This window comes from Microbispora sp. ZYX-F-249 (assembly GCF_039649665.1).
Lineage (GTDB): Bacteria > Actinomycetota > Actinomycetes > Streptosporangiales > Streptosporangiaceae > Microbispora > Microbispora maris.
Genome location: NZ_JBDJAW010000028.1, coordinates 22,065 through 47,050, shown reverse-complemented (window position 1 = coordinate 47,050; position 24,986 = coordinate 22,065). Strand labels below are relative to the sequence as shown.

Below are 24,986 nucleotides of genomic sequence, written 5' to 3'. Positions count from 1 at the left end.
GCACGGTCACCGGAGTAGAAGGATCCACCCCGTGGACGCCATCGACCGGAAAATCCTTGCCGCGCTCCAAGAAGACGGTCGCCTCACGGTCACCGAGCTCGCCGCACACGTCGGGCTCAGCGTGTCGCCGTGTCACCGCCGGCTTCGCGCACTGGAGCGCAGCAAAGTGATCCGCGGCTACCGGGCGATCGTCGCCCCCGAAGCGGTCGGGCTGCCCTTCCAGGCCCTCGTCTTCGTGACCATGCTGCAGGAGGACCGCGACACCCTTCTGGGCTTCGAGGATGCCGTCGCGAGAATCCCGCAGGTCGTCCAGGCCCAGCGCCTGTTCGGCGACCCCGACTACCTCCTCCGCGTCCTCACCGCCGATCTCGCCGCCTACCAACGCCTGGAGGACGACCACCTCGCCACGCTGCCCGGCATCCAGCGCCTGACGTCCACCCTCGTCATGAAAAGCATCGTCGACGGCCGCCCCGTGCTCGGCCCCGCGGGCTGAGCATCGGCGGCGGCGCGCGCCTGCGGCGACCCGTCCTGGTCCGGTGCCCTGAGCTACACCGGACCAGGAGGACCACCCGTGAGGACGTCAGCTCGGGGTTGCCGTCGCCATCACGCCCACGGCGAGCCGCGCCTCCATCACACCGGGGTCCTCGGTGTGGGTGAGCGTCGCGCCGAGGGAGCCGAGCAGCCTGCGCATGCGCGTGTTGTCGTACAGGAGGGTCGCCCGCACCTCGGCGAAGCCGAGGTCCCTGGCCTGTGCGAGGAGCATGCGGGCCAGGTGGGCACCGAGCCCCCGGCCCTGCCAGCGGTCCTCCACGAGCAGGGCCATCTCCGCTGTGCCCGGGTCCGCCGTGAACATCAACGAGGCGAGTCCGACGACCTGGCCGTCGTGGCCCGCGACGAGCGACTGCCCGCGGGCCCGGTCGCACAGCCGGTCGAACATGTGGGGCGGCAGGGTGGGGTTGGCGGTGAAGTAGCGGAACCTGCGCGTCTCCGGCGAGCAGCGCTCGTGCAGGTCGCGCAGCGCCTCGCGATAGAGCGAAGTCAGCGGCTTGACCTGCACCTCCGCGCCGTCGGCGAGCCGCACCGGCCCCTCGGCCGCGGACGGCTCGGCCGGCGGCTGCGCCAGCCTCACCATCGCGGCGGCGCGGGCCGCCTCGGTCAGGGTGAACGGCAGGCCCGAGCGGCGCAGCCGGATCGACCGCCGCGGCGCCACGGGCACCACCAGCAGGGTCGGGTCGGGCAGCTCCGGCGCCTCCCCCTCGTCCCGCTCGCCGTCCTCGTTCCGCGGGCGTACGGCGGCCGCGCCGTACACCCAGCGGGCGTCGTCGGCGCGCAGCAGCTCGCCCAGGATCTCCGGCAGGCGCCAGGGAGCCGAGCGCAGCCGGGCGGCGAGCAGCAGCGTCCGCGTCGGCTCGTCGGTCAGCTCGTGCGCCGTGGCGGGGACGATCCGCACCCGTCTTCCGCCGGCCGCCTCCAGCGCCTCGCGTACGGCCTCGGGGGAGGCGGGGATGTCGGTGACGAACTCGTCGACCGTGCCGTCGGTGTCGGGCTGCACCGACAGGCCGAGGATGTTGCCGCCCTTGTCGGCCAAGGCCGTGGCCAGCGACGCCAGCCGCCCCGGCCGCTCGTCCACGGTCGTCCGAATCCGGAAGAACCCCATCGGTATCCGCTCCCTCCGTTGCGCTGGTCTTCAGGGTGGCGGAGTGCTGTTACACCTTTGCTACACAGCGGTGAGCCGATCGTTTCCTGTCGATGCGCCACGTTACGACTACGGTTATCCGCATGTGTTCCATCGGATCTCCACGACATCCGTCGCCGAATGGCGAGATGAGCACGGATATAGCAGGATGTGCACCATGACCGCTCCCCTGTCCCCTGACTTCGTCAACGGTGAGGTGTCCTTCTGGTATCGGTCGCTCGGCGTGCCCGATACCGGAGAACCGCTGGGCGGCGACCTGCGGGCCGACGTCGCCGTGGTCGGCGCGGGCTACACCGGGCTGTGGACCGCCTACTACCTGAAGAAGGCGGACCCGTCGCTGCGGGTGGTCGTGCTGGAGAAGGAGTTCGCCGGGTTCGGCGCGTCGGGACGCAACGGCGGCTGGCTGACCGGCGCGCTGGCCGGCTCGCCCGAGCGGTACGCGAAGACCCACGGCCGGGACGCGGCCCGGCGGTTGCAGCGCGCGATGTTCGAGGCCGTGGACGAGGTCATCCGCGTCGCCCGCGAGGAGGACATCGACGCCGACATCGTCAAGGGCGGCCTGCTCACGGTCGCCCGCGGCCCGGCGCAGGCGCTGCGGTTGCGCGAGGAGCTGGCGGCGCAGCGCGAGTGGGGCTGGGACCGCGACGACGTCCGGCTGCTGACCACCGGCGAGATGAACGAGCGGCTGCGGGTGGCGGGGGCGACGGGAGCCACCTGGAGCCCGCACTGCGCCAGGATCCAGCCGGCCAAGCTCGTCCGCGGCCTCGCGCGGGCCGTACGGGACCTCGGCGTCGAGATCTACGAGCGGACGCCCGTCACCGAGATCGCGCCGGGCCGGGCGGTCACGCCGTACGGGACGGTGAGGGCGGACCACGTCCTGCGCTGCACCGAGGGGTTCACCGCGACCATCGCCGGCCACCACCGCGACTGGCTGCCGATGAACAGCTCGCTGATCGTCACCGCGCCGCTGCCGGAGAAGGTCTGGGCGGAGATCGGCTGGCAGGGCCGCGAACTGCTCGGCGACATGGCGCACTACTACATGTACGCCCAGCGGACGGCCGACGACCGCATCGCCTTCGGCGGCCGCGGCAGGCCGTACCTGTACGGGTCGAGGGTCGACGAGCGGGGGCACACGCACACCTGGACCGTCGACGCCCTGTGGGACCTGCTGGTCGCGTTCTTCCCCGCCGTCGCCGGGTCGCGGGTGGAGCACGCCTGGTCGGGGGTGCTCGGCGTGCCGCGCGACTGGTGCTCGGCCGTCCACGTGGACCCCGCGACCGGCCTCGGCTGGGCGGGCGGCTACACGGGCCACGGCGTGACCACCACGAACCTCGCCGGGCGCACGCTGCGCGACCTGGTGCTGCGCCGCGACACCGGCCTGACCCGCATGCCGTGGGTGGACCGGCGGGTGCGCGCCTGGGAGCCGGAGCCGCTGCGCTGGCTCGGCGTCCACTCGATGTACCGTCTCTACCGCCTGGCCGACGCCCGTGAGGGCAGGGGCATGGCCAGGACGTCCGTACTGGCCAGGATCGCCGACAGGATCACCGGCCACTAGCCCCCGTGATCTCGCGCTGTTCGCGGGACACCCGTACATCTCGAAGAAGGACACGACACCCTTGAGCTCCACCATCTTGTTCCGCGGCGGCCGCGTCTTCGTCCCCGGCGGCTTCGCCGAGGCGGTCCTCGTCCGCGACGGCGTCATCGCCGCCGTCGGCGCCGAGGCCGACCTCGTACGGCTGGCGCCGGGCGCCGAGCCGGTGGACCTCGGCGGCGGCCTGCTGACGCCGGGGTTCACCGACGCCCACGTCCACCCGGTGCAGGCCGGGCTGGAGCGGGCCAAGTGCGACCTGTCCGAGGTGTACGGCCTCGACGCCTACACCACGGTGATCGCCGGCTACGCGGCGAACAATCCGGGCAGGGAGTGGATCGACGGCGGCGGCTGGGACATGTCGGCCTTCCCCGGCGGCCTCCCCCACCGGTCCCAGCTCGACTTCCTCGACCGCCCCGCGTACTTCGTGCAGCGCGACCACCACGCCGCCTGGGTCAACACGCGGGCCCTGGAGGTCGCCGGGATCACCAAGGACACCCCCGACCCCGCGGACGGCCGCATCGAGCGCGACCCCGACGGAACGCCGAGCGGCGTGCTGCACGAGGGCGCGATGGACCTCGTCGGCCTGCTCACCCCGCGCCCCACCCCGGCCGACGTCGACGCCGCCCTGATGGACGCGCAGTCCCACCTGTTCTCGCTGGGCATCACCGGCTGGCAGGACGCCATCGTCGGGTCGTACGCCGGGTCGGACGACCAGCTGCCCGCCTACCTGTCCGCCGCCTCCTCGGGACGCCTGCGGGCGCGGGTCGTCGGCGCCCTGTGGTGGGACCGCACCCGCGGCGCCGAGCAGATCCCCGAGCTGGTCGAGCGGCGCGCGACGGCCAAGGGCCTGGACCGTTTCCGGGCGACGTCGGTGAAGATCATGCAGGACGGCATCCCGGAGAACTTCACCGCCGCCGTCATCGAGCCCTACTGCCGCTGCGGCGGCACCGGCCTGTCGTACGTCGACCCGGCGCTGCTCGACGGGTACGTCAAGGAGCTCGACGCCCTGGGCTTCCAGGTGCACTTCCACGCCATCGGCGAGCGGGCCGTGCGCGAGGCGCTCGACGCGCTGACCGGCACCGACCCCGACAACCGGCACCACATCGCGCACGTGCAGATCATCACACCGCAGGACGTGCCGCGCTTCGCCGAGCTCGGTGTGACGGCCAACCTGCAGGCGCTGTGGGCCACCCACCACCTGCAGATGGACGAGCTGTGCATCCCCTACCTCGGCGAGGAGCGCGCGTCCTGGCAGTACCCCTTCGCCGACCTGGTACGGCACGGCACCCGCTTCGCCGGGGGCTCGGACTGGCCGGTCTCCTCGGCCGACCCCCTGGAGGCCATGCACGTGGCGGTCAACCGCACCGAGCCGGGCGGCTCCGTCCACGCGACGTACCCCACGGCCCAGACGCCGTTCCTGCCCGAGCAGAGCCTCGACCTACGGACGATCATGACGGCCTACACCGAGGGCTCGGCCTGGATCAACCGCTCCCCCGCCGGGGTGATCGAGGAGGGCCGCCCGGCCGACCTCGTCGTCCTCGACCGCGACCCCTTCACGCTCGACCCGAAGGACATCTGGACCACCAAGGTCGTCATGACGTTCCTCGACGGCGAGCAGGTGCACGGCTGACGGGGACGGTGCTTGCGCGGCGGTGAGGAGGCCGGCCTGGGCCGGCCGGTACGGCAGGCGCGCCGGGATCGCCCACCGGCGCCGCCGCCCGGCGACGGCGGTCGCCGTGGTGATCGTGGTCACCCTGGTCGAGGTCGTCGCCTCCCCGCAGGCCGGCACGCCCGGAGGAAGGGCGGCCTGGGGCGAGGATCTCGCGTGCGGCGCTCAGGCCCGCGACGAGCGGCCACGTCGCCGCGTACGCGCCGAGCGAGTACGCGGCGACCACGATGGCGAGGAACGCCGGAGCCGTGGACAGGCCGACGCCGCGCGAGACGGAGGTCCGGAGGCTGACGGCCCGGAGGTCTGTCGAACACCGAGATCGCCGCCGAACTGTTCGTCGGCGAGGCCACCGTGAAGACGCATGTCTCCCGGGTCATGGCCGAGCTCGGGGCCCGCGACGGATCCAGGCCGTGGTGCCGGCCTACGGATGCGGCCTCTGGACCCGCTCCCCCGCAGGCCCGCCGGGTGCGCGTCACGCGGGGTGCTCGGCGCACAGGCAGCCGACACCCTTCTCGATCCATTCCCGGCCGGCCCACTCCGGGTGCCGCTCGATCATGAGCGCCCTCACCTCCTCGACGATCGTCTGCTCGCCCACGGCCGAGTCCCGGCGCGCCCAGGTCTCGTCGCGCAGCAGTTCGAGGTAGTCGCGGACGTCGGCGATCAGCCGCGGGCCGCCGACGTCGCCGTGACCGGGCAGCACCACGCGCGGCGACGCGTCGGCCAGCCTCCGCATCACGCTGATCCAGCGGGTGCCCGACACGTCGGTGTCGTACGGCGGGAACCACGGGAAGATGGCGAACTGCCCGGCCTCCACGAGGTCGCCGGTGAACATCACCCCGGCGTCGGGGACCGTGATCACCTGGTCGCCCCTGCTGTGCGCCCGGCCGGCGGCCCGCGGGCGCACCACCCTGCCGCCCAGGTCGAGGTCGTACGCGTCGTCGTAGACGACGTCCGGGGTGGCGATCTCGACGCCCTCAAGCTGCCGGGCGACCGGCTCGCCGAGGCCCCGGAACATGTCGAGGTAGGCGGCGCCCTTCGCGGTCAGGTCCTCGGCCTGCGCCCGGTTGACCAGGAACGTCGCCTCTCCGGCGAACACCTGCGCCCCGAACGCGTGCTCCGGGTGGAAGTGCGTCGTGGTCAGGTACAGCCTGCGGCCGGCCGCGTGCTCCGCCGCGAACGCGAGCACGGTCTCGGCGTTCCGCGGGCCCATTCCGGTCTCGACGACCAGCACGGAATGCGTGCCGCCGATGAGGCCGATGTTGGGCACCAGCTGCACCCGGCGGTTGGGGATCACCACCAGGTCGCGGGCGAGCTCCCGCACCTCCTCGATCCGCACGACGGGCTCGGGCAGCACGTGTTCAGACATGGCATCCACTTCTCGGAGAGCCCGATGATCGGGCCGCTCCAGTCCATTGCCGGATGCTCCGCCGCGTCCAACACCGGTTGCGCACGGCCGATACCGTGCCGGCATCGTCGCCGATGATGGACCTACGCTCGCTGCGCTACTTCGTGGCGGTCGCCGAGGAGCGCCACTTCGGGCGGGCCGCCGCACGCCTGCACATGACCCAGCCGCCGCTGAGCCGTGCCGTCCGGCAGTTGGAAGCCGACCTCGGCGCCCTCCTGCTGCGCCGCTCGCCCACCGGCGTCACGCTGACCGCCGCCGGGGCCGCGCTCTACGACGAGGCACGCGCGCTGCTGGAGCAGGCCGAGCGGGTGCGCGCCCGGGTCGCCGCCGCGGCCGGCGCCCTGACCATCGGCACTCTCGCGGACAGCGCCGAGCAGGCCGGAGCCCGGCTCGCCGCGGCCTTTCGCCGGCGTCACCCGCAAGTGCGGGTTCCGGATCACCGTGTACCGCTCCGCCGACCGGAGGCCCGCGCATACATGAAGGCCCTCCCCGCCTGAGCGGGAAGGGCCTGCACAGTTGCCCGGATCGGTGAACCGGGCGTCCGGATCAGTAGATCGGGCGGGAGGAGGAGCGCAGCCGCTCCAGCGCCTCGGCGAGGATCTGCGCGCCGTCCTTGTCGCTACGGCGCTCCTTCACGTACGCGAGGTGCGTCTTGTACGGCTCGTTCTTCGGCGGAGCGGGCGGGTTCGACTGGTCCTGCCCGGCCGGCAGTCCGCACCGCGGGCAGTCCCAGAACTCGGGAACGGCCGCGTCGCTGGCGAAGCTCGGGCGCGTCTCGTGCATGTTCGCGCACCAGAACGAGACCCGCACACGGGGGGCGGCCTCGCCGCGTTCGGCCTCTCCCATGGGGCCAGCGCCGACTCGGCTGCCACGGATCGCGTTGCCACTACCCACCGAAGAACTCCTTGCTCGATCGCCCCGCGGACGGGGGGAGGTGAATCTCTGTCACGCGTGGCCGGAGGCCGTCCGCTACGGCTTGAGCAGCAGGCCCAGCGCGATGATGCAGACGAACCAGACGATGCCCGTGATGATGGTGAGGCGGTCCAGGTTGCGCTCCACCACCGACGAACCGCCGAAGGACGACGAGAACCCGCCTCCGAACAGGTCCGACAGACCGCCGCCCTTGCCCTTGTGGAGCAGGACGAGCAGCACCATCAGAGCGCTCGACAGGATGAGGGCGATGGAGATTCCGATTGTCACCGTAGACCTGTTCCTATGTCCGGGCGTGCACGACGCGTTGTGCACGATGCCATCGGCGTGACGATTCAATTGTGTTCTTCGAGGGTACGACCTGTTGTCAAGTCGCACCCCCCAAACGGCTCAGCTAGCCGGCGGTCTCGCCGAATCGGCAGATCTTGGCGAATTCTCCCGCGTCGAGGCTGGCCCCTCCCACGAGGGCGCCGTCGATGTCGGCCTCCGCCATGATGCCGGCGACGTTGTCCGACTTCACCGAGCCACCGTAAAGGATACGGACAACAGAGGCCACATCGTCACCGTAGAGCTCGGCGAGTCGCGTCCTGATGGCGCCGCAGACCTCCTGGGCGTCCTTCGGGGTGGCGACCTCGCCGGTGCCGATCGCCCAGACCGGCTCGTACGCGATCACGATGGACTTCACCTGCTCGGCGGGGACGCCCTCCAGCGCGCCGTCGAGCTGCGCCAGCGTGTGCTCGACGTGGCGGCCCTCCTGACGCACCGGCAGCCCCTCGCCCACGCACAGGATGGGCGTCAGCGAGTGCCGGTAGGCGGCCTTGACCTTGGCGTTGCACAGCGCCTCGTCCTCGGCGTGGTACTGCCGCCGCTCCGAGTGCCCCACGAGCACGTAGGTGCAGCCGAGCTTGCCCAGCATGCCCCCGGAGATCTCCCCGGTGTACGCCCCGGAGTCCTGGGCCGACAGGTCCTGGGCGCCGTAGGCGATGCGGAGCTTGTCCGCGTCCACCAGCGTCTGCACGCTACGCAGGTCGGTGAACGGCGGAATGACCGCCACGTCCGCCTTGTCGTAGTCGCGGTCGGTCAACGTGAACGCCAGCTTCTGCACCAGGTTGATGGCCTCGAGATGATTGAGGTTCATCTTCCAGTTGCCGGCGAACAGCGGCTTGCGAGCCATCTACTCCTCCAGCGCCGCGAGTCCGGGCAGCGTCTTGCCTTCGAGGTACTCGAGGCTCGCGCCACCACCGGTGGAAATGTGCGAGAAACCGTCCTCGGGCAGGCCGAGCTTGCGCACGGCCGCCGCCGAGTCGCCGCCGCCGACCACGGTGAACGCCTCGGAGCTCACCAGCGCCTCGGCCACCGCGCGGGTGCCGCCGGAGAACGCCTCGAACTCGAACACGCCCATCGGGCCGTTCCAGAACACCGTCTGGGCGTCGGCCAGCTTCGAGGCGAACAGCTCCCGGGTGCGGGGGCCGATGTCCAGGCCCTCGCGGTCGGCCGGGATCGCGGTCGCGTCCACGACCTCGTACGGCGCGTCGGCGCCGAACTCCGTGGCGGCGAGCACGTCCACCGGCAGCACCAGCTCGACCCCGCGGGAGGCCGCCTCGTCGAGGAAGCCCTTGACCTGGTCGATCTGGTCCTCCTGCAGCAGCGACTTGCCCACCTCGTGGCCCTGCGACTTCAGGAAGGTGTAGGCCATGCCGCCGCCGACGAGCAGGCGGTCCACCTTGGACAGCAGGTTCGCGATCACGCCGAGCTTGTCGGAGACCTTCGCGCCGCCCAGCACGACGACGTACGGCCTGGCCGGGTCCTCGGTGAGCTTGCGCAGCACCTCGACCTCGGCGAGGACCAGGTCGCCCGCCGCGTGCGGCAGCCGCTTGGGCAGGTCGTAGACGCTGGCGTGCTTGCGGTGCACCGCGCCGAAGCCGTCGCCGACGTAGAGCTCGGCGAGGGCGGCCAGCTTGTCGGCGAACTCGCCCCTGACCGCGTCGTCCTTGGACTCCTCGCCCGGCTCGAAGCGCAGGTTCTCCAGGAGGGCGACCTGCCCGTCCTGCAGGCCCGCCACCACGCTCTGCGCGGACTCGCCCACCACGTCGGCGGCGAAGGCCACGTCCTCGCCGAGCAGCTCGGCCAGCCGCCGGGAGACCGGGGCGAGCGAGTACTTCGGCGTGACCGAGCCCTTGGGACGGCCGAGGTGGGCGGCGACGACGACCCTCGCGCCGCGCTCGACCAGCTTCCTGATCGTCGGCACCGACGCCCGGATGCGGCCGTCGTCGGTGATCGTCTCCCCGTCGAGGGGGACGTTGAGGTCGGCGCGCACGAACACGCGCCGGCCCTTCACGTCGAGCTCGTCGATTCCGATCATCAGAGGGAGGCGCCCACGTACTCGATGAGGTCCACGAGGCGGTTGGAGTAGCCCCACTCGTTGTCGTACCAGCCGACGACCTTGACCTGGTTGCCGATGACCTTGGTGAGGCCGGCGTCGAAGATGCAGGACGACGGGTCGGTGACGATGTCGCTGGAGACGATCTCGTCCTCGGTGTAGCTGAGGTAGCCCTTGAGCGCGCCCTCGGCGGCGGCCTTCAGCGCGGCGTTGACCTCCTCGACGGTGGTCTCGCGGCCGACCTCGACCGTGAGGTCGGTGGCCGAGCCCGTCGGGATCGGCACGCGCAGCGCGTAGCCGTCGAGCTTGCCCTTCAGCTCCGGCAGCACCAGGCCGATGGCCTTGGCGGCGCCGGTGGAGGTCGGGACGATGTTCAGCGCGGCGGCGCGGGCGCGGCGCAGGTCCTTGTGCGGGCCGTCCTGCAGGTTCTGGTCCTGCGTGTAGGCGTGGATGGTGGTCATCAGACCCTTCTCGATACCGAAGGTGTCGTTGATGACCTTGGCCATCGGGGCCAGGCAGTTGGTGGTGCAGGAGGCGTTCGAGATGATCGTGTGAGCGGCCGGGTCGTACTTGTCGTGGTTCACGCCCATGACGATCGTCACGTCTTCGTTCTTCGCCGGAGCGGAGATGATGACCTTCTTCGCGCCGTTGTCGGCGTGCACCTTGGCCTTGGTGGCGTCGGTGAACAGACCGGTCGACTCGACGACGACGTCCACGCCGAGGTCGCCCCAGGGCAGCTTGGCGGGGTCGCGCTCGGCGAACGCCTTGATCGCCTTGCCGTCAACGGTGATCTCGTCCGCCGAGGCCTTGACCTCGTACGGCAGGCGGCCCAGGATGCTGTCGTACTTCAGCAGGTGGGCCAGCGTGGCGTTGTCGGTGAGGTCGTTGACGGCGACGACCTCGATGTCCTTGCCGCTGGCCGCCACAGCGCGCCAGAAGTTGCGGCCGATACGGCCGAAGCCGTTGACGCCTACGCGGATGCTCACGGAACCGATCTCCTCGTACGTCGTGCGCCGGACTACCGGCGCCAGGGCTGTGTTAAACCTCAATGACAGACCTTATCGGACCCAAATTGGTGTAGACCACCGGGCCGCACTTTGACGGCGTGTCAGGCCGGACACGCCGGTGAGCGGGTCCTTTCCCATGGCGCGGACCCCGCCGTCCCCCCGTTTCCCGGGACCGCGGGGCCTGCCTCCGCGACGCGCGATCGGGCCGCCGGGGACGGCACGGCGACGCCGTCCCCGGCGTCCGGGGACGGAATCGAACGGGGACCGCTACTGGGCGAGCATGTCGGCGGTGAGGTTGGCCTCGGTGTTGGCGATGCCGAGGTCCTGGGCGCGCTTGTCGGCCATGGCGAGCAGGCGCCGGATGCGCCCGGCGATGGCGTCCTTGGTCAGCGGCGGGTCGGCGATCTGGCCGAGCTCCTCCAAGGACGCCTGCTTGTGCTCGACCCGCAGCCGGCCGGCGATCACGAGGTGCTCGGGGGCGTCGTCGCCGAGGATCTCCAGCGCCCGCTGCACCCTCGCCCCCGCGGCGACGGCCGCCCGGGCCGACCTGCGCAGGTTCGCGTCGTCGAAGTTGGCCAGGCGGTTGGCGGTGGCCCGCACCTCGCGGCGCATCCGCCGCTCCTCCCAGGCCAGCACGCTGTCGTGGGCGCCGAGCCGGGTCAGCAGCGCGCTGATCGCGTCGCCGTCGCGCACCACCACGCGGTCGACGCCGCGCACCTCGCGGGCCTTGGCGTGGATCTTGAGCCGCCGGGCCGAGCCGACCAGGGCCAGCGCCGCCTCGGGGCCGGGGCAGGTCACCTCCAGCGACATCGACCGGCCCGGCTCGGTCAGCGATCCGTGCGCGAGGAACGCGCCCCGCCAGGCCGCCTCCGCGTCACAGGTGGCCCCCGAGACCACCTGCCGGGGCAGCCCCCGCACGGGACGCCCGTGGTTGTCGATCAGACCGGTCTGCCGGGCCAGCGCCTCGCCGTCCTTGTAGACGCGCACGACGTAGCGTGAGCCCTTGCGCAGCCCCGCGGGGGCCAGGACCAGCACCTCGGCCTTGTGCCCGAAGACCTCGCCGATGTCCTTGATCAGCCTGCGGGCGGTGGCGTTGGTGTCGAGCTCGGCCTCGATCACGATGCGCCCGCCCACCAGGTGCAGCCCGCTGGCGAAGCGCAGCAGCGTGGACACCTCCGCCTTCCGGCAGCAGGGCTTGAGCACCGGAAGGCGGCTCAGCTCGTCTTTCACCACACCCGTCATGGCCATCAGCGCGTGTCCTCCCCCAAACAGACTCTGCCCGCCAGTCTCTCGCACCTTGTGCGCACGCAATCACCGCTTCTCGCGGAAAATCTCATCCAGGACAGCGGCAAGACGTGGTCCGTCGTGCCGCGCGGATCCGTCAGAGGCGGCCACATCGGCCAAAACGACCCGGCCGCCCATCGACGACGCCGCCTTCTCCAGCGCCCCCGGGTCGGCGACCACGGCGCCGTCCGCGACCACGGCGTCGACGAGCAGCGCGGGGGCGTGCTCCCTGAGCACCTCCAGGTGCCGTTCGGGCGAGAAGCCGTCGGTCTCCCCCACCTGCGGTGCGAGGTTGAGGATCACCAGCCGCCTGGCGCTCGTCTCGTGCAGCGCCCGGGCGAGCCCGGGCACCTTGAGATGCGGCAGCACGCTGGTGAACCAGGAGCCCGGCCCGAACACCACCCAGTCGGCCGCCTCGATCGCCTCGATCGCCTGTGGGCAGGCGGGCGGGTCGGGCGGCAGCAGCGAGATGGAGCGAACCCGCCCTGGCGTCAGCGCGCAGGCGACCTGCCCGCGCACCGTCGTGATCAGCCCGTCCAGTTCGACCTCGGCCTGGATGTCGAGCGGCACGGAGGCCATGGGCAGCACGCGGCCGTGCGCGCCGAGCAGCCGGCCCACCCACTCCAGGCCGACGACGGGATCCTCCAGCAGCTCCCAGAGCGCGACGATGAGGAGGTTGCCGACGGCGTGGCCGTGCAGCTCGCCCTCGCTCCTGAAACGGTGCTGGACGACCTCGCTCCAGGTCTTGCCCCACTCGTCGTCGCCGCACAGGGCCGCGAGCGCCATCCGCAGGTCACCGGGCGGCAGCACCCCCAGTTCGCGCCTGAGGCGCCCGCTGGAGCCGCCGTCGTCGGCCACCGTCACCACCGCCGTCAGGTCGTCGGTGACGGTCCTGAGGGCCGACAGGGAGGCGTAGAGGCCGTGGCCGCCGCCGAGGGCGACGACCTTGGGACCGCTCGCGGCGGTCTCGGACTGGTGGGGGAACATCGGTCTGCCGGGGGTGGGGGACGTCGGGGGATGTCGGGGGACGGGGGGTTCCGCGGCTTCCGCGGCGGGGTCCTTCATCGTCCTCCTCGCCGCGCCACGAGCGCCGCTCTGCGGAGCCGTGGCGCTCACGTCGTGCTGATCGGTCGCGCCCTTCCGGCCGCCGCGGCCGGGACCGGGCGCGCTCCTCGGCGGCCGCGGTGCGGGCCCGGACCCGTCACGGGCCGGTGCCCGCCACCGTACGCCCTGAGGGGACCGCCTCCGCCGCGCGGCGGCCGGAAGCCGTCACTCGCGGCCCACGTCCCGGTGGCTGACCTGGACGTCCATGCCGCGCTCGCGCAGGCGCGCGCCGAGCTGCTCGGCCATCGCGACGCTGCGGTGCTTGCCTCCGGTGCAGCCCACCGCGAGGGTGGCGTAGCCCTTGCCCTCGCGGGTGTATCCGGCGGCCACGACGCCGAGGACCTCCTCGTATCCGTCGAGGAACTCCTTGGCGCCCGGCTGGCTGAGCACGTAGTCGCGCACGGGGGCGTCGAGCCCGTTCATGGGCCGCAGTTCCGGCACCCAGTGGGGGTTGGGCAGGAACCGGCAGTCCACGACGAGGTCGGCGTCGACCGGCAGGCCGTACTTGTAGCCGAAGGACACCACGTTGACCTTCAGCCCGGGCCGGTCCTCGCCGCCGAAGAACGACACGATCTTCTTGCGCAGTTCGTGGACGTTCAGCAGTGACGTGTCGATGACGAGATCGGCGTTGGCGCGGACCTCGCGCAGGATGCCGCGCTCACGGTCGATGCCGTCGACGAGCCGCCCGTCGCCCTGCAGCGGGTGGGGCCGCCTGACGTTCTCGAACCTGCGGACCAGTTCCTCGTCGCTGGCCTCCAGGAACACCACCCGGACGCCGACGCCGCGCCCGTCGAGCTCCTCGATCGCCGCGTTGAGGTCGGTGGTGAAGGCGAGGCTGCGCACGTCGACCACGGCCGCGACCCGGTCGGTCGCCATGTTCACCCGGCCCGCCTCCTCGGCGAGCGAGGACAGCAGCCCCGGCGGCAGGTTGTCGATCACGTACCAGCCGAGATCCTCCAGAGACTTCGCGGCGGTGCTCCGCCCCGCCCCCGACATTCCAGTGATCACCACGAATGCCGGCTCAGTCGTGCTCATCGCCCGCTCACCGCCTTGCCGCCCATGTCAGCTCGCCCAACGTCAGCCCCGCCCTCGTCCGGCGCCCGCGCCGGGACGGCCGCCGGGACCTGGCGTGCCCCGCGGGGACTCTCTGGTGCCGGAGCATGACACCTCTTCACCTGATCGCGCCACCGCCACGCCGGGCAACTCCCATGGTGCCCTCCCTGCTGCCCCTGCCCTGGTCCGGCTGGGGACGGGACATGCCGCGATGCTCGCGCGGGCACGTCACGACCCCTGCCCGGCCGGGGACGGGCTCTCACCGCGCAGCGCCGCGACGATGGCCTCGGCGGTCGCGCGGCCGATGCCGGGGACCTCGCGGATCTCCTCCGCGCTCGCCTCCCGCAGCCGCTTCACCGAGCCGAAGTGACGCAGCAGGGCCTGACGGCGTGCCGGGCCCAGGCCCGGCACCTGGTCGAGCGCGCTCTCTTTGAGCGATTTCGACCTCTTCGTCCGATGGTAGGTGATGGCGAACCTGTGCGCTTCGTCACGGACGCGCTGTAACAGGTAAAGCCCCTCGCTGCTGCGCGGCAGGATCACGGGCTGGTCGTCGCCGGGCAGCCACACCTCCTCCAGCCGCTTGGCCAGGCCGCACACGGCGACGTCGTCGATGCCGAGCTCGTCCAGGGCACGCTGGGCGGCCGCCGCCTGCGCCGGGCCGCCGTCCACCACCACGAGGTTGGGCGGGTAGGCGAACTTGCGGGGACGGCCGGTCTCCGGGTCGATGGGCGTCCCGGCTCCGTGCCCGGCCTCGCGCTCGCCCGCGTCGTCCGCGTCGGCGTCCAATTCGCCCGTCTCCGCCCGCTCCTCCAGGTAGCGCTTGAACCGCCGGCAGATCACCTCGTAGATCGAGGCGACGTCGCCTTCCGCGGTCCTGATGGAGAAGCGGCGGTACTCGCTCTTGCGGACCAGGCCGTCCTCGAAGACCACCATCGAGGCCACGACGTTCTCGCCCTGGATGTGCGACACGTCGTAGCACTCGATCCGCAGCGGCGCCTGGTCGAGATCGAGGGCGTCGGCGATCTCCTGCAGGGCCCGGCTGCGCGTGGTCAGGTCGCTGGCGCGGCGCAGCTTGTGCTGGGCGAGCGACTCCTTGGCGTTGCGCTCCACCGTCTCCATGAGGCTCTTCTTGTCACCGCGCTGGGGAACGCGCAGGTCGACCCGGGAGCCCCGCTGCTCGCTCAACAGCTCGATCAGCGCGGTCTCGTCCGGGGGCCGCGCCGGCACGAGGATCTCGCGGGGAATCGTCGCCTCGCCGTACATCTGGAGCAGGAACTGCTCCACCAGCTCGCCGGGGGTGGCCTCCTCCACCTTGTCCACCACCCAGCCGCGCTGTCCGCGGATGCGGCCGCCGCGCACGTAGAAGACCTGGACCGCCGCCTCCAGCGGATCCTCCGCGAGGGCGATCACGTCGCAGTCGGTGCCGTCGCCGAGCACGACCGTCTGCTTCTCCAGAGCCCGTTGCAGCGCCTGGATGTCGTCCCGCAGCCGCGCGGCCCGCTCGTACTCCTCCACGGCCGCCGCGTCGCGCATATCGCGTTCCAGCCGCTTGATGAAGCGCCCGGTGTTGCCGGCCATGAAGTCGCAGAAGTCCTCGGCGAGGGCGCGATGCTCCTCGGGGGTGACCCGGCCGACGCAGGGCGCCGAGCACTTGTCGATGTATCCCAGCAGGCAGGGACGGCCGATCTGCCCCGCCCGCTTGAAGACCCCGGCCGAGCACGTCCGCACGGGGAAGACGCGCAGCAGCAGGTCGACGGTCTCCCGGATGGCCCAGGCGTGCGAGTAGGGGCCGAAGTAGCGGGTGCCCTTACGCTTGGCCCCGCGCATCACCTGCACCCGGGGGAAGTCCTCCCCCATCGTCACGGCCAGGTACGGGTACGACTTGTCGTCGCGGTACTTGACGTTGAACCGGGGGTCGAACTCCTTGATCCAGGAGTATTCGAGCTGGAGCGCCTCGACCTCGGTGCCGACCACCGTCCAGTCCACGGACGCCGCGGTCGTGAGCATGGTCTGCGTCCGCGGGTGCAGGCCGGCGAAGTCCGCGAAGTACGAGTTGAGCCGCTGCCGCAGGCTCTTCGCCTTGCCCACGTAGATCACCCGGCCGCCCGGGTCGCGGAAGCGATAGACGCCTGGCGACTCGGGGATCGATCCGGGCGCCGGTCGATAGGTTGCCGGATCCGCCACACCCAAAGACTACTGGGCCTCGCCGACAATCCCGGCCGACCGATCCCGCCGTCCGCGTGGGCCCCTGGGCGGGTCCCCGCGCGTGGGACGTGAGCCCGTCTTTACGATGTAGATCAGATGGTCCGGTCGTCCCCGCGAGTGCCCGGCGGGCACGATCGCGGCCGCCGGCGTGACGTCTCATCTGCCGTCGCGCGGCGGCCGCACCGGTCCCGTGCCCGGGACGAGCTCTCCGGCGCGGCCCGGCCGGCATCGCGCGGGGTTCGCGAGCCGGAGGATTCGCGCCTAAGGGTTCCGCGAGCCGTGGAACCGGAGCCGTCGGGCGACCGCCGCCTCCGCGCGGGATCCCCGCGTCCGGCAGGCGGCGGCGCGCTCTACGGCGCCCCTACGCGAGGGTGATGCTGTCGCCGCTCACCGTGATGGTCTTCTCCGCGAGCGGCTTGGTGGCCGGTCCGTTGGTCACGGCACCGTCCTTGGCGCTGAACTTGCTGCCGTGGCACGGGCAGACGATCTCGTTGTTCGAGACGCTGGCGACCGGGCAGCCCTGGTGGGTGCAGGTCGCGCTGAACGCCTTGAACGTGCCGGCCTCCGGCTGCGTGATGACGACGTCCTGGTCCTTGAAGACCTTGCCGCCGCCCTGGGGGATGTCGGAGGTCTTCGCGATCTCGCCCCCGCCCTGTGCTCCCTGAGACTGGCCGTCCTGGGACGTGCCCTGGCCCGCCGACGCCGTGTCGTCCCCGTCGGAGGCACCGCACGCGCTCAGCGCCACGGCCAGCCCGGCGCCCCCGGCGCCGAAGATCACGGCCCGGCGTGTCGTATCCGTCATGCTCATCCTTCCCTGATGCGGCGGCCCGGGACGTCCACGGCCCCGGGTCTTCCCCTGCGCGACGCGTCACCCTGTGTGCTCTCAGGTACGGCCATCACCCCGTGGCCGGTTCAGGGTGACGCGGTCGGAAGGAGAAGAGTAGGGAGAGAAGATGAGACGAATACTCATACGCCCAGAATCTTGCGGAGGAAGGCGCCGGTGTGGCTCTCCTCGACCCGGGCGATCTGCTCGGGCGTGCCGGCGGCGACGACCCTGCCGCCCCCGGAGCCGCCTTCGGGCCCCATGTCGACGATCCAGTCGGCGGTCTTGATGACGTCGAGGTTGTGCTCGATGACGATCACCGTGTTGCCGGCGTCCACCAGCCGGTTGAGCACGCCGAGCAGCCGCCGGATGTCCTCGAAGTGCAGGCCGGTGGTGGGCTCGTCCAGCACGTACACCGTCCGGCCGGTCGATCGCCGCTGCAGTTCGGAGGCGAGCTTCACCCGCTGCGCCTCGCCGCCCGACAGCGTGGTCGCCGGCTGGCCCAGCCGTACGTACCCGAGACCGACGTCGTGCAGCGTCTGCAGGTGACGGCGGATGGCGGGGATCGCCTCGAAGAACCCCAGCGCCTCCTCGATCGGCATGTCGAGGACCTCTGAGATCGTCTTGCCCTTGTAGTGGACCTCCAGCGTCTCCCGGTTGTACCGGGCGCCGTGGCAGACCTCACAGGGGACGTAGACGTCCGGCAGGAAGTTCATCTCGATCTTGATGGTGCCGTCGCCGGAGCAGGCCTCGCAGCGCCCGCCCTTGACGTTGAAGCTGAAGCGGCCCTGCAGGTAGCCGCGGACCTTCGCCTCGGTCGTGGCGGCGAACAACTTGCGCACGTGGTCGAAGACGCCCGTGTACGTCGCCGGGTTGGACCTCGGCGTGCGGCCGATCGGCGACTGGTCGACGTGGACGACCTTGTCCACCAGGTCGGTGCCGACCACCCGGGAGTGGCGTCCCGGCACGGTCTTCGCGCCGTTCAGCTCCTTGGCCAGCGCCGCGTAGAGGATGTCGTTGACCAGCGTCGACTTGCCGGACCCCGAGACGCCGGTGACCGCGGTGAAGACGCCGAGCGGGAACTCGACGTCCACTCCCTTGAGGTTGTGCTCGCGGGCGCCCTTTACGACGAGCTGCCGCTTCCTGTCCCGCGGGCGCCGGATCTCCGGCACGGTGATCGCCTTTCGGCCCGACAGGTACGCGCCGGTCAGCGACTCCTCGCTGGCGAGCAGCTCCTGCACGGTGCCGGACACGACGACCTGGCCGCCGTGCTCGCCCGCGCCGGGGCCGATGTCGACCACCCAGTCGGCGGCGGCGATCGTGTCCTCGTCGTGCTCGACAACGATCAGCGTGTTGCCCATGTCGCGCAGCCGGATCAGCGTCTCCAGCAGTCGCTGGTTGTCCCGCTGGTGCAGTCCGATGGACGGCTCGTCCAGCACGTACAGCACGCCGACCAGGCCGGAGCCGATCTGCGTGGCCAGCCTGATCCGCTGCGCCTCGCCACCGGCGAGCGTGCCGGCGGCGCGGTCGAGCGTGAGGTAGTCGAGGCCGACGTCGAGCAGGAAGCCCAGCCGGGCGTTGATCTCCTTGACCACCCGCTCCGCGATGTGCATGTCCCGCTCCGACAGCCGCAGGCCGGACAGGAACTTCGCGCAGTCGGCGATCGACATCGCCGAGATCTCGGCGATCGAGGCGTCCCCGACGGTCACGGCCAGCGAGACCGGCTTGAGGCGGCGGCCCTTGCAGGCCGGGCAGGGGACCTCGCGCATGAAGCCCTCGAACCGCTCGCGGCTGGCGTCGCTCTCCGACTCGGCGTGCCGGCGCTGCACCCAGGGGATCACGCCCTCGAAGTCGGTGTAGTACGACCGCTGCCTGCCGTACCGGTTGCTGTAGCGGATGTGGACCTGCTCGTCGTGGCCGTGCAGGATCGCCTTGTGCGCCTTCTTCGGCAGCCGCTCCCACGGCGTGTCGAGGTCGAAGCCGAGCGTGTTGCCCAGCGCCTCAAGCAGCCGCACGAAGTAGTCGCTGGTGTGGCCGTTCGCCCACGGGCTGATCGCGCCGTCGCCGAGCGTGCGCTCGGGGTCCGGGACGACGAGGTCGGGATCGACCTCCATGCGGGTGCCGAGCCCGGTGCACTCGGGACAGGCGCCGAAGGGCGAGTTGAACGAGAACGACCGCGGCTCGAGCTCCTCGAACGACAGGTCGTCGTAGGGGCAGTAGAGGTGCTCGGAGTAGAAGCGCTCACGGTTGGGGTCGTCGTCGGGCAGGTCGACGAAGTCGAGCGTGATGGTGCCGCCGGACAGCTGCAGCGCCGTCTCCACCGAGTCGGTCAGCCGGCGCCGCGCGCTCTCCTTGACCGACAGACGGTCGACGATCACCTCGATGTCGTGCTTCTCGTACTTCTTGAGCGTGGGCGGCTCCTCCAGGCGCACGATCGTGCCGTCGACGCGGGCCCGGGCGTAGCCCTTGGTCTGCAGCTCGCGGAACAGCTCGGCGTACTCCCCCTTGCGGCCGCGGACGATCGGGGCGAGGACCTGGAACCGGGTGCCCTCCTCCAGCTCGAGCACGCGGTCCACGATCTGCTGCGGCGTCTGGCGGGCGATCGGGCGCGCGCACTGCGGGCAGTGCGGCTTGCCGATGCGCGCCCACAGCAGACGCAGATAGTCGTAGACCTCGGTGATCGTGCCGACGGTCGAACGGGGGTTGCGGCTGGTGGACTTCTGGTCGATGGAGACGGCCGGGGACAGGCCCTCGATGAAGTCGACGTCGGGCTTGTCCATCTGACCCAGGAACTGCCGGGCGTACGCGGACAGGGACTCCACGTACCGCCGCTGTCCCTCGGCGAAGATCGTGTCGAAGGCCAGGCTGGACTTGCCGGAGCCCGACAGTCCGGTGAAGACGATCAGAGCGTCTCGCGGGAGGTCGAGCGAGACGTCCTTCAAATTGTGTTCGCGTGCGCCACGCACGATCAGGCGGTCAGCCACGGTGGTCCCGATAGGTCGATGAGGTGAATGGAGGTGCACGGGCAGGCTATCCAGAGCCACCGACAATTTCGGGGGGCATCGTCCGGCGGCCGGAGGGGGCGGCCCCGCGTGCTGTGTGGGACACGCTCCGTGAACCAGGGTATGAGCTTCGTCAAACCGGTGCCTGCCATCCGCAGGAAACCCCTGCTCATACAACCGCCGCGGACGCCGTCCTCTTCCCTGCCGGGTGCGGGGACGGCGGCCGGGGGTGCCAGGGGCCATGATTGCCTCCATGTCCGTTATCGACGAGATCGAGCGGGAGCTCGCCGAGGCGACCGGGCGCCTGCTGGCGACCGCCGCCCGCCTCACCGACGAGGATCTCCGCGCGCCGTCCCTGCTGCCCGGCTGGACGCGGGGGCACGTGCTCACGCACGTCGCCCGCAACGCCGACAGCTACGTCAACCTGCTGTCCTGGGCGCGCACGGGGGTGCGCACCCCGCAGTACGCCTCGGCGCGGGCCCGCGAGGCCGACATCGAGGCGGGCGCGGCCCGCCCGGCCGCCGAGCAGCTCGCCGACCTGCGCGACAGCGCCGAGCGGTTCGCGGCGGCGATCAGGGGGATGCCCGCCGAGGCGTGGACCGCGATGGTCGCGGGGATGAACCCGCCCGACCACCCCGCCTGGTACGTCCCGATCCGGCGGCTCAGGGAGGTCGAGGTGCACCACGCCGACCTCGGGGCAGGCTACGGGTGGGCCGACTGGCCCGAGACGTACGTGAGACGAGAGCTGCACGACACGATGCTCTGGCTCGGCAGTGAGAGCCCGGCGGGCGAGGTCGTCGCCCGCGAGCCGGGCACCGGCGAGGTCGTGAGGACCTGGACGGGCCTCGGCGACGGCCCCGTCGTGGAGGGGACGCCGCGCGAGCTGCTCGCGTGGCTCGCGGGCAGGACCGACGGCGCGGGCCTGCGACTCGGTGCGTCACAGGCGCCTACCGGGCACGGCACCTCCGATGCGCGCCCCCGGCGCGACACTCCCGACGCGTGCCTCCGGCGCGACACTCCCGACGCGCGCCTCCGGCGCGACGCGGCCGGGGGGCCGCCGTCCCCGCCGCCGTGGCCGAGGCCGTCCCCCGCGGAACTGCCCGCCGAACCACCGCCGTCCTGGCCGCCCGCCGGGAACCGGAGCCGGGAACCCAGAGAGGAACGATCATGACCTATACCGGAAACGTCACCAAGGACGGGCCCGCCGACGTGCGCGAGGTCCCGGGGCTGACGATCTCGAAGATCGAGGTCGGCGACTTCGGCAACAACGCGTACCTGCTGCGGTGCGCGGAGACCGGCGACGGGGTGCTGATCGACGCGGCGGCCGAGCCCGACCGGCTGCTCGAGCTCATCGGCGACATGCCGATCAGCGCGATCGTGACCACCCACCGGCACCCCGACCACTGGATGGCCCTGGAGGAGGTCGCGCGGGCCACCGGAGCCCAGACCGTCGCCCACCCGCTCGACGCCCCCGAACTGCCGGTGAAGGTGACCAGGGAGGTCGAGCACGGCGACCGGGTGACGGTCGGCGTGGTGACGCTGGACGTCATCCACCTGCGTGGCCACACCCCCGGCTCGATCGCGCTGCTCTACCAGGACCGCCATCTGTTCACCGGCGACTCCCTGTTCCCCGGCGGCGTCGGCAACACGCAGAAGGACCCGGCCCGGTTCGAGCAGCTGTTCACCGACGTCGTGGAACGGATCTTCGACCGCCTGCCCGACGAGACCTGGGTCTACCCCGGCCACGGCAGGGACACCACCCTCGGTGCCGAGCGGCCGCACCTGCCGGAGTGGAAGGCCCGCGGCTGGTGACTGACGCGGGGCGGGACCGGCCTCCCGCCCCGGGGCGCGTGCTCCGGCGGGGCGGGCGCATGTGATTCGGAGGGCTCCTGCGGGGCAGCGGCTACCGCACGGACCGTCGGAGGAGCCCCCGGATGACCCCCCTCATGACCCCACTCGCCGGCGCGGCCGCGTGGAGCGGCCACGACACCCGCCTGATCGTGGCCGCCCTGGCCGGCATCGCGGTCATCGTGCTGCTGATCACCAAGCTGCGGACCCACCCGTTCCTCGCTCTCGCGCTCGGCTCGGGCGTGCTCGGCCTGGTGGCCGGCATGGCCCCCGGCAAGTTGATCGACAGCTTCTCCGCCGGCCTGGGCTCGACCGTCGCCGGAGTCGGCGTGCTCATCGCCCTCGGGGCGATGCTGGGCAAGCTCCTGGCCGACTCGGGCGGGGCCGACGAGATCGTCGACGGCATCCTGCGCCGCAGCGGCGACCGGACGCTGCCATGGGCGGTGACGCTGATCGCGGTGCTCATCGGGCTGCCGATGTTCTTCGAGATCGGGCTGGTCCTGCTGATCCCGGTCATCCTGCTGGTGGCCCGGCGGAGCGGCCGTCCGCTGCTGCTGATCGCGGTCCCCGCCCTGGCGGGCCTGTCCGTCCTGCACGGCCTGGTGCCCCCGCATCCCGGGCCGCTGGTCGCGATCGACACGCTCAAGGCGGACCTCGGGCTCACGCTCGGGCTGGGCCTGCTGGTGGCGATCCCGACCGTGATCGTGTCCGGCCCGCTGTTCGCCAGGCTCGCCGCCCGGTGGGTGCGACCGGCGCCGCCGGAACGGCTCGAACGCGAACAGACCCCGGAGACGGAGGACGCGGAACCCGAGGACCGGGAGCGCCCCCGGCCCGGCTTCGGCGTCACGGTGGCCACGATCCTGCTGCCGGTCGTGCTGATGCTGGGCCGGGCCGTCGTGGAGATCGTCCTGCCGGAGGACCACGCGGTGCGCACCGTGTTCGAGGTCCTCGGCACTCCCCTGATCGCCCTGCTGATCGGGGTGATCGTGGCGATGTTCACGCTGGGCCGCGCCGCGGGCTTCGGCCGGGCCCGGATCTCCTCGGTGATCGCCGACTCGCTGCCGCCGATCGCCGGAATCCTGCTCATCGTCGGCGCGGGCGGGGGATTCAAGCAGACCCTGGTCGACTCGGGCGTCGGCAAGGTCATCGGCGAGGCCGCGCAGGGCGCGAGCGTACCCGTGCTGGTGCTCGGCTGGCTGATCGCCGTCGGCATCCGGCTGGCCACCGGGTCCGCGACCGTCGCCACGATCTCCGCGGCCGGGATCGCCGCACCGCTGGCCGCCGGCCAGTCCCCTGCCCACGTCGCCCTGCTCGTGCTCGCCATCGGCGCCGGGTCGCTGTTCTTCTCCCACGTGAACGACGCCGGGTTCTGGCTGGTCAAGGAGTACCTAGGGATGTCGGTCGGCGAGACGATCAGGAGCTGGTCGATCATGGAGACGGTCATCTCCGTGGTGTCGTTCTGCTGCGTGCTCCTGCTCGGACTGGTGGTCTGAGACGTCCGTATAGTGAACGGCGCACACCGTCCTTCCCCTGGAGCCGGGCACCTCATGGAGATCACTGGAATCGAACTGCGCCGGATCGCGATGCCGCTCGTCGCACCGTTCCGGACGTCGTTCGGCACCGAGACCGCACGCGACGTCCTTCTCGTGCGGGTGGTGACGCCGGAGGCCGAGGGCTGGGGCGAGTGCGTGGCGATGTCCGAGCCGCTCTACTCCTCCGAGTACGTGGACGCGGCGGCCGACGTGCTGCGGCGTTTCCTGATTCCCGCGCTGCCCCGCGGGCTGGACCCCCAGGCCGTCGGGCCCGCCCTCGCGCCGTTCAAGGGTCACCGGATGGCCAAGGCCGCACTGGAGGCGGCGGTGCTCGACGCGTCGCTCCGAATCGCCGGCGAGTCCTTCGCCGGGTTCCTCGGCGCCACCCGCGACCGCGTCCCCTGCGGCGTCTCGGTCGGGATCATGGGCTCGGTGGCCGAACTGCTCGACACCGTCGGGGCGTACGTCGAGGAGGGGTACGTACGGGTCAAGCTGAAGATCGGGCCGGGGTGGGACGTGGCGCCGGTCCGCGCGGTCCGCGAGCGGTTCGGGGAGGAGCTGCTGCTCCAGGTGGACGCCAACGCGGCCTACACGCTCGCGGACGCCCGGCACCTGGCCCGGCTTGACGACTTCGACCTTCTCCTTATCGAGCAGCCGCTGGCCGACGACGACCTCGTCCAGCACGCCCGGCTCGCCCGGTCGATCCGCACGCCCATCTGCCTGGACGAGTCCGTCGAGTCGGCGGCCCACGCGGCCGCGGCGATCAGCCTCGGCGCGTGCTCGGTGATCAACATCAAGCCGGGACGGGTCGGCGGTTACCTGGAGGCCCGGCGCATCCACGACCTGTGCCGCGCGCACGGCGTCGCGGTCTGGTGCGGCGGCATGCTGGAGACCGGCATCGGCCGGGCGGCCAACGTGGCGCTGGCCGCGCTGCCCGGCTTCACGCTCCCGGGCGACACCTCCGCCTCCCGGCGCTACTTCCACACCGACGTGACCCGGCCGTTCGAGCTGGACGGCGGGCACCTCGACGTGCCGGACGGCCCCGGGCTGGGCGTGGACCCCCTCCCGGACGTCCTGGACGAGGTCACCACGGCGACGGAGTGGATCCGCCTCTGAGCGGGCGAGCGGTCAGGCGCCGCCGGGCGCGGGGGACGGCCGGTCAGGCGTCGCCGAGCGCGGGGTGGGGCCGGGGCTCGCCGGTGGTGAAGACCTTGACGATGCGGTCGGCCGCGAGCGCGGGCTCCTCCGCGCTCTCCACCACGTCGCCCCAGGACCAGCGGTAGAACCAGCCGTCCGACATCGCGACACAGTCGACGGTCTCGGTGAACAGCGCCGCGTCCGGGTCGCGGACCTTCAGCGACGGCGGGTCGGGGCGCAGGGACGCCTCCAGCCCCCGCAGCTCAAGCTCGCGGGCCAGTTTTCCGAGAAAGTACGTCCGGGTGTGCTCACGAGGCATG

The 24,986-nt window shown here is 71.8% G+C and carries 23 protein-coding genes; 9 read left to right on the top strand and 14 right to left on the bottom strand.

The window, feature by feature from the left end:
• Window positions 1-31: 31 nt before the first annotated feature.
• Entirely contained in the window at window positions 32-493 is a 462-nt protein-coding gene (locus tag AAH991_RS28115) for an Lrp/AsnC family transcriptional regulator (protein WP_346228922.1), read from the top strand.
• Window positions 494-580: 87 nt separating this feature from the next.
• Here the strand turns inward: AAH991_RS28115 and AAH991_RS28110 are convergent, their stop codons facing one another.
• On the bottom strand, window positions 581-1,657 hold the full coding sequence (locus AAH991_RS28110) for a GNAT family N-acetyltransferase (protein ID WP_346228921.1): 1,077 nt from the start codon (window positions 1,655-1,657) through the stop codon (window positions 581-583).
• A gap of 196 nt (window positions 1,658-1,853) precedes the next feature.
• Between AAH991_RS28110 and AAH991_RS28105 the strand changes: the two genes are divergently transcribed.
• The 3 genes from AAH991_RS28105 to AAH991_RS40530 all read left to right on the top strand — a co-directional run bounded on the left by AAH991_RS28105 (window position 1,854) and on the right by AAH991_RS40530 (window position 5,514).
• On the top strand, window positions 1,854-3,251 hold the full coding sequence (locus AAH991_RS28105) for an NAD(P)/FAD-dependent oxidoreductase (protein ID WP_346228920.1): 1,398 nt from the start codon (window positions 1,854-1,856) through the stop codon (window positions 3,249-3,251).
• A gap of 61 nt (window positions 3,252-3,312) precedes the next feature.
• Window positions 3,313-4,917: an amidohydrolase gene (locus tag AAH991_RS28100; RefSeq protein WP_346228919.1), complete on the top strand. Its 1,605-nt coding sequence runs from the start codon at window positions 3,313-3,315 to the stop codon at window positions 4,915-4,917.
• A 342-nt stretch (window positions 4,918-5,259) separates the two neighbouring features.
• Complete coding sequence (locus AAH991_RS40530; RefSeq protein WP_428834043.1) at window positions 5,260-5,514, top strand: helix-turn-helix domain-containing protein; 255 nt, start codon at window positions 5,260-5,262, stop codon at window positions 5,512-5,514.
• Here the strand turns inward: AAH991_RS40530 and AAH991_RS28090 are convergent.
• Window positions 5,429-6,322 carry an MBL fold metallo-hydrolase gene (locus AAH991_RS28090; protein WP_346228918.1) on the bottom strand — a complete coding sequence of 298 codons (894 nt, stop codon included), beginning with the start codon at window positions 6,320-6,322 and terminating at the stop codon, window positions 5,429-5,431. The two genes, AAH991_RS40530 and AAH991_RS28090, sit on opposite strands and share 86 nt — an antisense overlap.
• Before the next feature lie 113 nt (window positions 6,323-6,435).
• On the opposite strand from AAH991_RS28090, the gene AAH991_RS40525 reads away from it, so the two are divergent.
• Entirely contained in the window at window positions 6,436-6,858 is a 423-nt protein-coding gene (locus AAH991_RS40525; RefSeq protein ID WP_428834039.1) for a LysR family transcriptional regulator, read from the top strand.
• A gap of 49 nt (window positions 6,859-6,907) precedes the next feature.
• Here AAH991_RS40525 and AAH991_RS28080 read toward each other — a convergent pair whose 3' ends face one another.
• From AAH991_RS28080 to uvrA, 11 genes are all read right to left on the bottom strand, one after another.
• A complete protein-coding gene (locus AAH991_RS28080) occupies window positions 6,908-7,255 on the bottom strand; it encodes an RNA polymerase-binding protein RbpA (RefSeq protein WP_079319880.1) in 348 nt (115 codons plus the stop codon).
• Between the two features lie 75 nt (window positions 7,256-7,330).
• Window positions 7,331-7,561, bottom strand: a complete 231-nt coding sequence (gene secG / locus AAH991_RS28075) for a preprotein translocase subunit SecG (RefSeq protein ID WP_076441471.1) — start codon at window positions 7,559-7,561, stop codon at window positions 7,331-7,333.
• A gap of 124 nt (window positions 7,562-7,685) precedes the next feature.
• Window positions 7,686-8,465 (bottom strand): triose-phosphate isomerase, encoded by a 780-nt coding sequence (gene tpiA, locus AAH991_RS28070; protein ID WP_346228917.1) that lies wholly within the window; start codon window positions 8,463-8,465, stop codon window positions 7,686-7,688.
• Window positions 8,466-9,653 carry a phosphoglycerate kinase gene (locus AAH991_RS28065; protein WP_169985996.1) on the bottom strand — a complete coding sequence of 396 codons (1,188 nt, stop codon included), beginning with the start codon at window positions 9,651-9,653 and terminating at the stop codon, window positions 8,466-8,468.
• On the bottom strand, window positions 9,653-10,657 hold the full coding sequence (gap, locus tag AAH991_RS28060; RefSeq protein ID WP_346228916.1) for a type I glyceraldehyde-3-phosphate dehydrogenase: 1,005 nt from the start codon (window positions 10,655-10,657) through the stop codon (window positions 9,653-9,655). Before gap ends, AAH991_RS28065 begins: the two co-directional genes overlap by 1 nt.
• A 288-nt stretch (window positions 10,658-10,945) precedes the next feature.
• A complete protein-coding gene (gene whiA / locus AAH991_RS28055; RefSeq protein WP_079319876.1) occupies window positions 10,946-11,926 on the bottom strand; it encodes a DNA-binding protein WhiA in 981 nt (326 codons plus the stop codon).
• Between the two features lie 63 nt (window positions 11,927-11,989).
• Window positions 11,990-12,949, bottom strand: coding sequence for a gluconeogenesis factor YvcK family protein (locus AAH991_RS28050; protein WP_346228971.1), 960 nt, complete (start codon window positions 12,947-12,949; stop codon window positions 11,990-11,992).
• A 282-nt stretch (window positions 12,950-13,231) separates the two neighbouring features.
• Window positions 13,232-14,101: an RNase adapter RapZ gene (rapZ, locus tag AAH991_RS28045; protein ID WP_346228915.1), complete on the bottom strand. Its 870-nt coding sequence runs from the start codon at window positions 14,099-14,101 to the stop codon at window positions 13,232-13,234.
• A gap of 246 nt (window positions 14,102-14,347) precedes the next feature.
• A complete protein-coding gene (gene uvrC, locus AAH991_RS28040) occupies window positions 14,348-16,303 on the bottom strand; it encodes an excinuclease ABC subunit UvrC (protein ID WP_346228914.1) in 1,956 nt (651 codons plus the stop codon).
• 382 nt (window positions 16,304-16,685) lie between these two features.
• Complete coding sequence (locus AAH991_RS28035; protein WP_346228913.1) at window positions 16,686-17,126, bottom strand: Rieske (2Fe-2S) protein; 441 nt, start codon at window positions 17,124-17,126, stop codon at window positions 16,686-16,688.
• Between the two features lie 164 nt (window positions 17,127-17,290).
• Window positions 17,291-20,131, bottom strand: coding sequence for an excinuclease ABC subunit UvrA (gene uvrA, locus AAH991_RS28030; RefSeq protein ID WP_346228912.1), 2,841 nt, complete (start codon window positions 20,129-20,131; stop codon window positions 17,291-17,293).
• A gap of 271 nt (window positions 20,132-20,402) precedes the next feature.
• On the opposite strand from uvrA, the gene AAH991_RS28025 reads away from it, so the two are divergent.
• From AAH991_RS28025 to menC, 4 genes are all read left to right on the top strand, one after another.
• Window positions 20,403-21,320, top strand: coding sequence for a maleylpyruvate isomerase family mycothiol-dependent enzyme (locus tag AAH991_RS28025; protein ID WP_346228911.1), 918 nt, complete (start codon window positions 20,403-20,405; stop codon window positions 21,318-21,320).
• Window positions 21,317-21,961: an MBL fold metallo-hydrolase gene (locus AAH991_RS28020; protein WP_346228910.1), complete on the top strand. Its 645-nt coding sequence runs from the start codon at window positions 21,317-21,319 to the stop codon at window positions 21,959-21,961. Before AAH991_RS28025 ends, AAH991_RS28020 begins: the two co-directional genes overlap by 4 nt.
• Window positions 21,962-22,083: 122 nt before the next feature.
• Window positions 22,084-23,490, top strand: coding sequence for a GntT/GntP/DsdX family permease (locus tag AAH991_RS28015; RefSeq protein WP_346228909.1), 1,407 nt, complete (start codon window positions 22,084-22,086; stop codon window positions 23,488-23,490).
• Between the two features lie 54 nt (window positions 23,491-23,544).
• Window positions 23,545-24,645, top strand: a complete 1,101-nt coding sequence (menC, locus tag AAH991_RS28010) for an o-succinylbenzoate synthase (RefSeq protein ID WP_346228908.1) — start codon at window positions 23,545-23,547, stop codon at window positions 24,643-24,645.
• 43 nt (window positions 24,646-24,688) lie between these two features.
• On the opposite strand, the gene AAH991_RS28005 is transcribed toward menC, so the two are convergent.
• Window positions 24,689-24,985, bottom strand: a complete 297-nt coding sequence (locus AAH991_RS28005; RefSeq protein WP_030507339.1) for a hypothetical protein — start codon at window positions 24,983-24,985, stop codon at window positions 24,689-24,691.
• Window position 24,986 lies beyond the last annotated feature (1 nt).

What these genes read in the sequence shown, in the direction of transcription:
- AAH991_RS28050 (WP_346228971.1), bottom strand. Translation starts at nt 12,949, where the DNA reads ATGTTCCCCCACCAGTCCGAGACCGCCGCGAGCGGTCCCAAGGTCGTC.
- tpiA (WP_346228917.1), bottom strand. Translation starts at nt 8,465, where the DNA reads ATGGCTCGCAAGCCGCTGTTCGCCGGCAACTGGAAGATGAACCTCAAT.
- AAH991_RS28015 (WP_346228909.1), top strand. Translation starts at nt 22,084, where the DNA reads ATGACCCCCCTCATGACCCCACTCGCCGGCGCGGCCGCGTGGAGCGGC.
- AAH991_RS28110 (WP_346228921.1), bottom strand. Translation starts at nt 1,657, where the DNA reads ATGGGGTTCTTCCGGATTCGGACGACCGTGGACGAGCGGCCGGGGCGG.
- AAH991_RS28005 (WP_030507339.1), bottom strand. Translation starts at nt 24,985, where the DNA reads ATGCCTCGTGAGCACACCCGGACGTACTTTCTCGGAAAACTGGCCCGC.
- AAH991_RS28020 (WP_346228910.1), top strand. Translation starts at nt 21,317, where the DNA reads ATGACCTATACCGGAAACGTCACCAAGGACGGGCCCGCCGACGTGCGC.
- AAH991_RS28035 (WP_346228913.1), bottom strand. Translation starts at nt 17,126, where the DNA reads ATGACGGATACGACACGCCGGGCCGTGATCTTCGGCGCCGGGGGCGCC.
- AAH991_RS40525 (WP_428834039.1), top strand. Translation starts at nt 6,436, where the DNA reads ATGATGGACCTACGCTCGCTGCGCTACTTCGTGGCGGTCGCCGAGGAG.
- AAH991_RS28025 (WP_346228911.1), top strand. Translation starts at nt 20,403, where the DNA reads ATGTCCGTTATCGACGAGATCGAGCGGGAGCTCGCCGAGGCGACCGGG.
- menC (WP_346228908.1), top strand. Translation starts at nt 23,545, where the DNA reads ATGGAGATCACTGGAATCGAACTGCGCCGGATCGCGATGCCGCTCGTC.
- AAH991_RS28090 (WP_346228918.1), bottom strand. Translation starts at nt 6,322, where the DNA reads ATGTCTGAACACGTGCTGCCCGAGCCCGTCGTGCGGATCGAGGAGGTG.
- rapZ (WP_346228915.1), bottom strand. Translation starts at nt 14,101, where the DNA reads ATGAGCACGACTGAGCCGGCATTCGTGGTGATCACTGGAATGTCGGGG.
- AAH991_RS28065 (WP_169985996.1), bottom strand. Translation starts at nt 9,653, where the DNA reads ATGATCGGAATCGACGAGCTCGACGTGAAGGGCCGGCGCGTGTTCGTG.
- AAH991_RS28105 (WP_346228920.1), top strand. Translation starts at nt 1,854, where the DNA reads ATGACCGCTCCCCTGTCCCCTGACTTCGTCAACGGTGAGGTGTCCTTC.
- whiA (WP_079319876.1), bottom strand. Translation starts at nt 11,926, where the DNA reads ATGGCCATGACGGGTGTGGTGAAAGACGAGCTGAGCCGCCTTCCGGTG.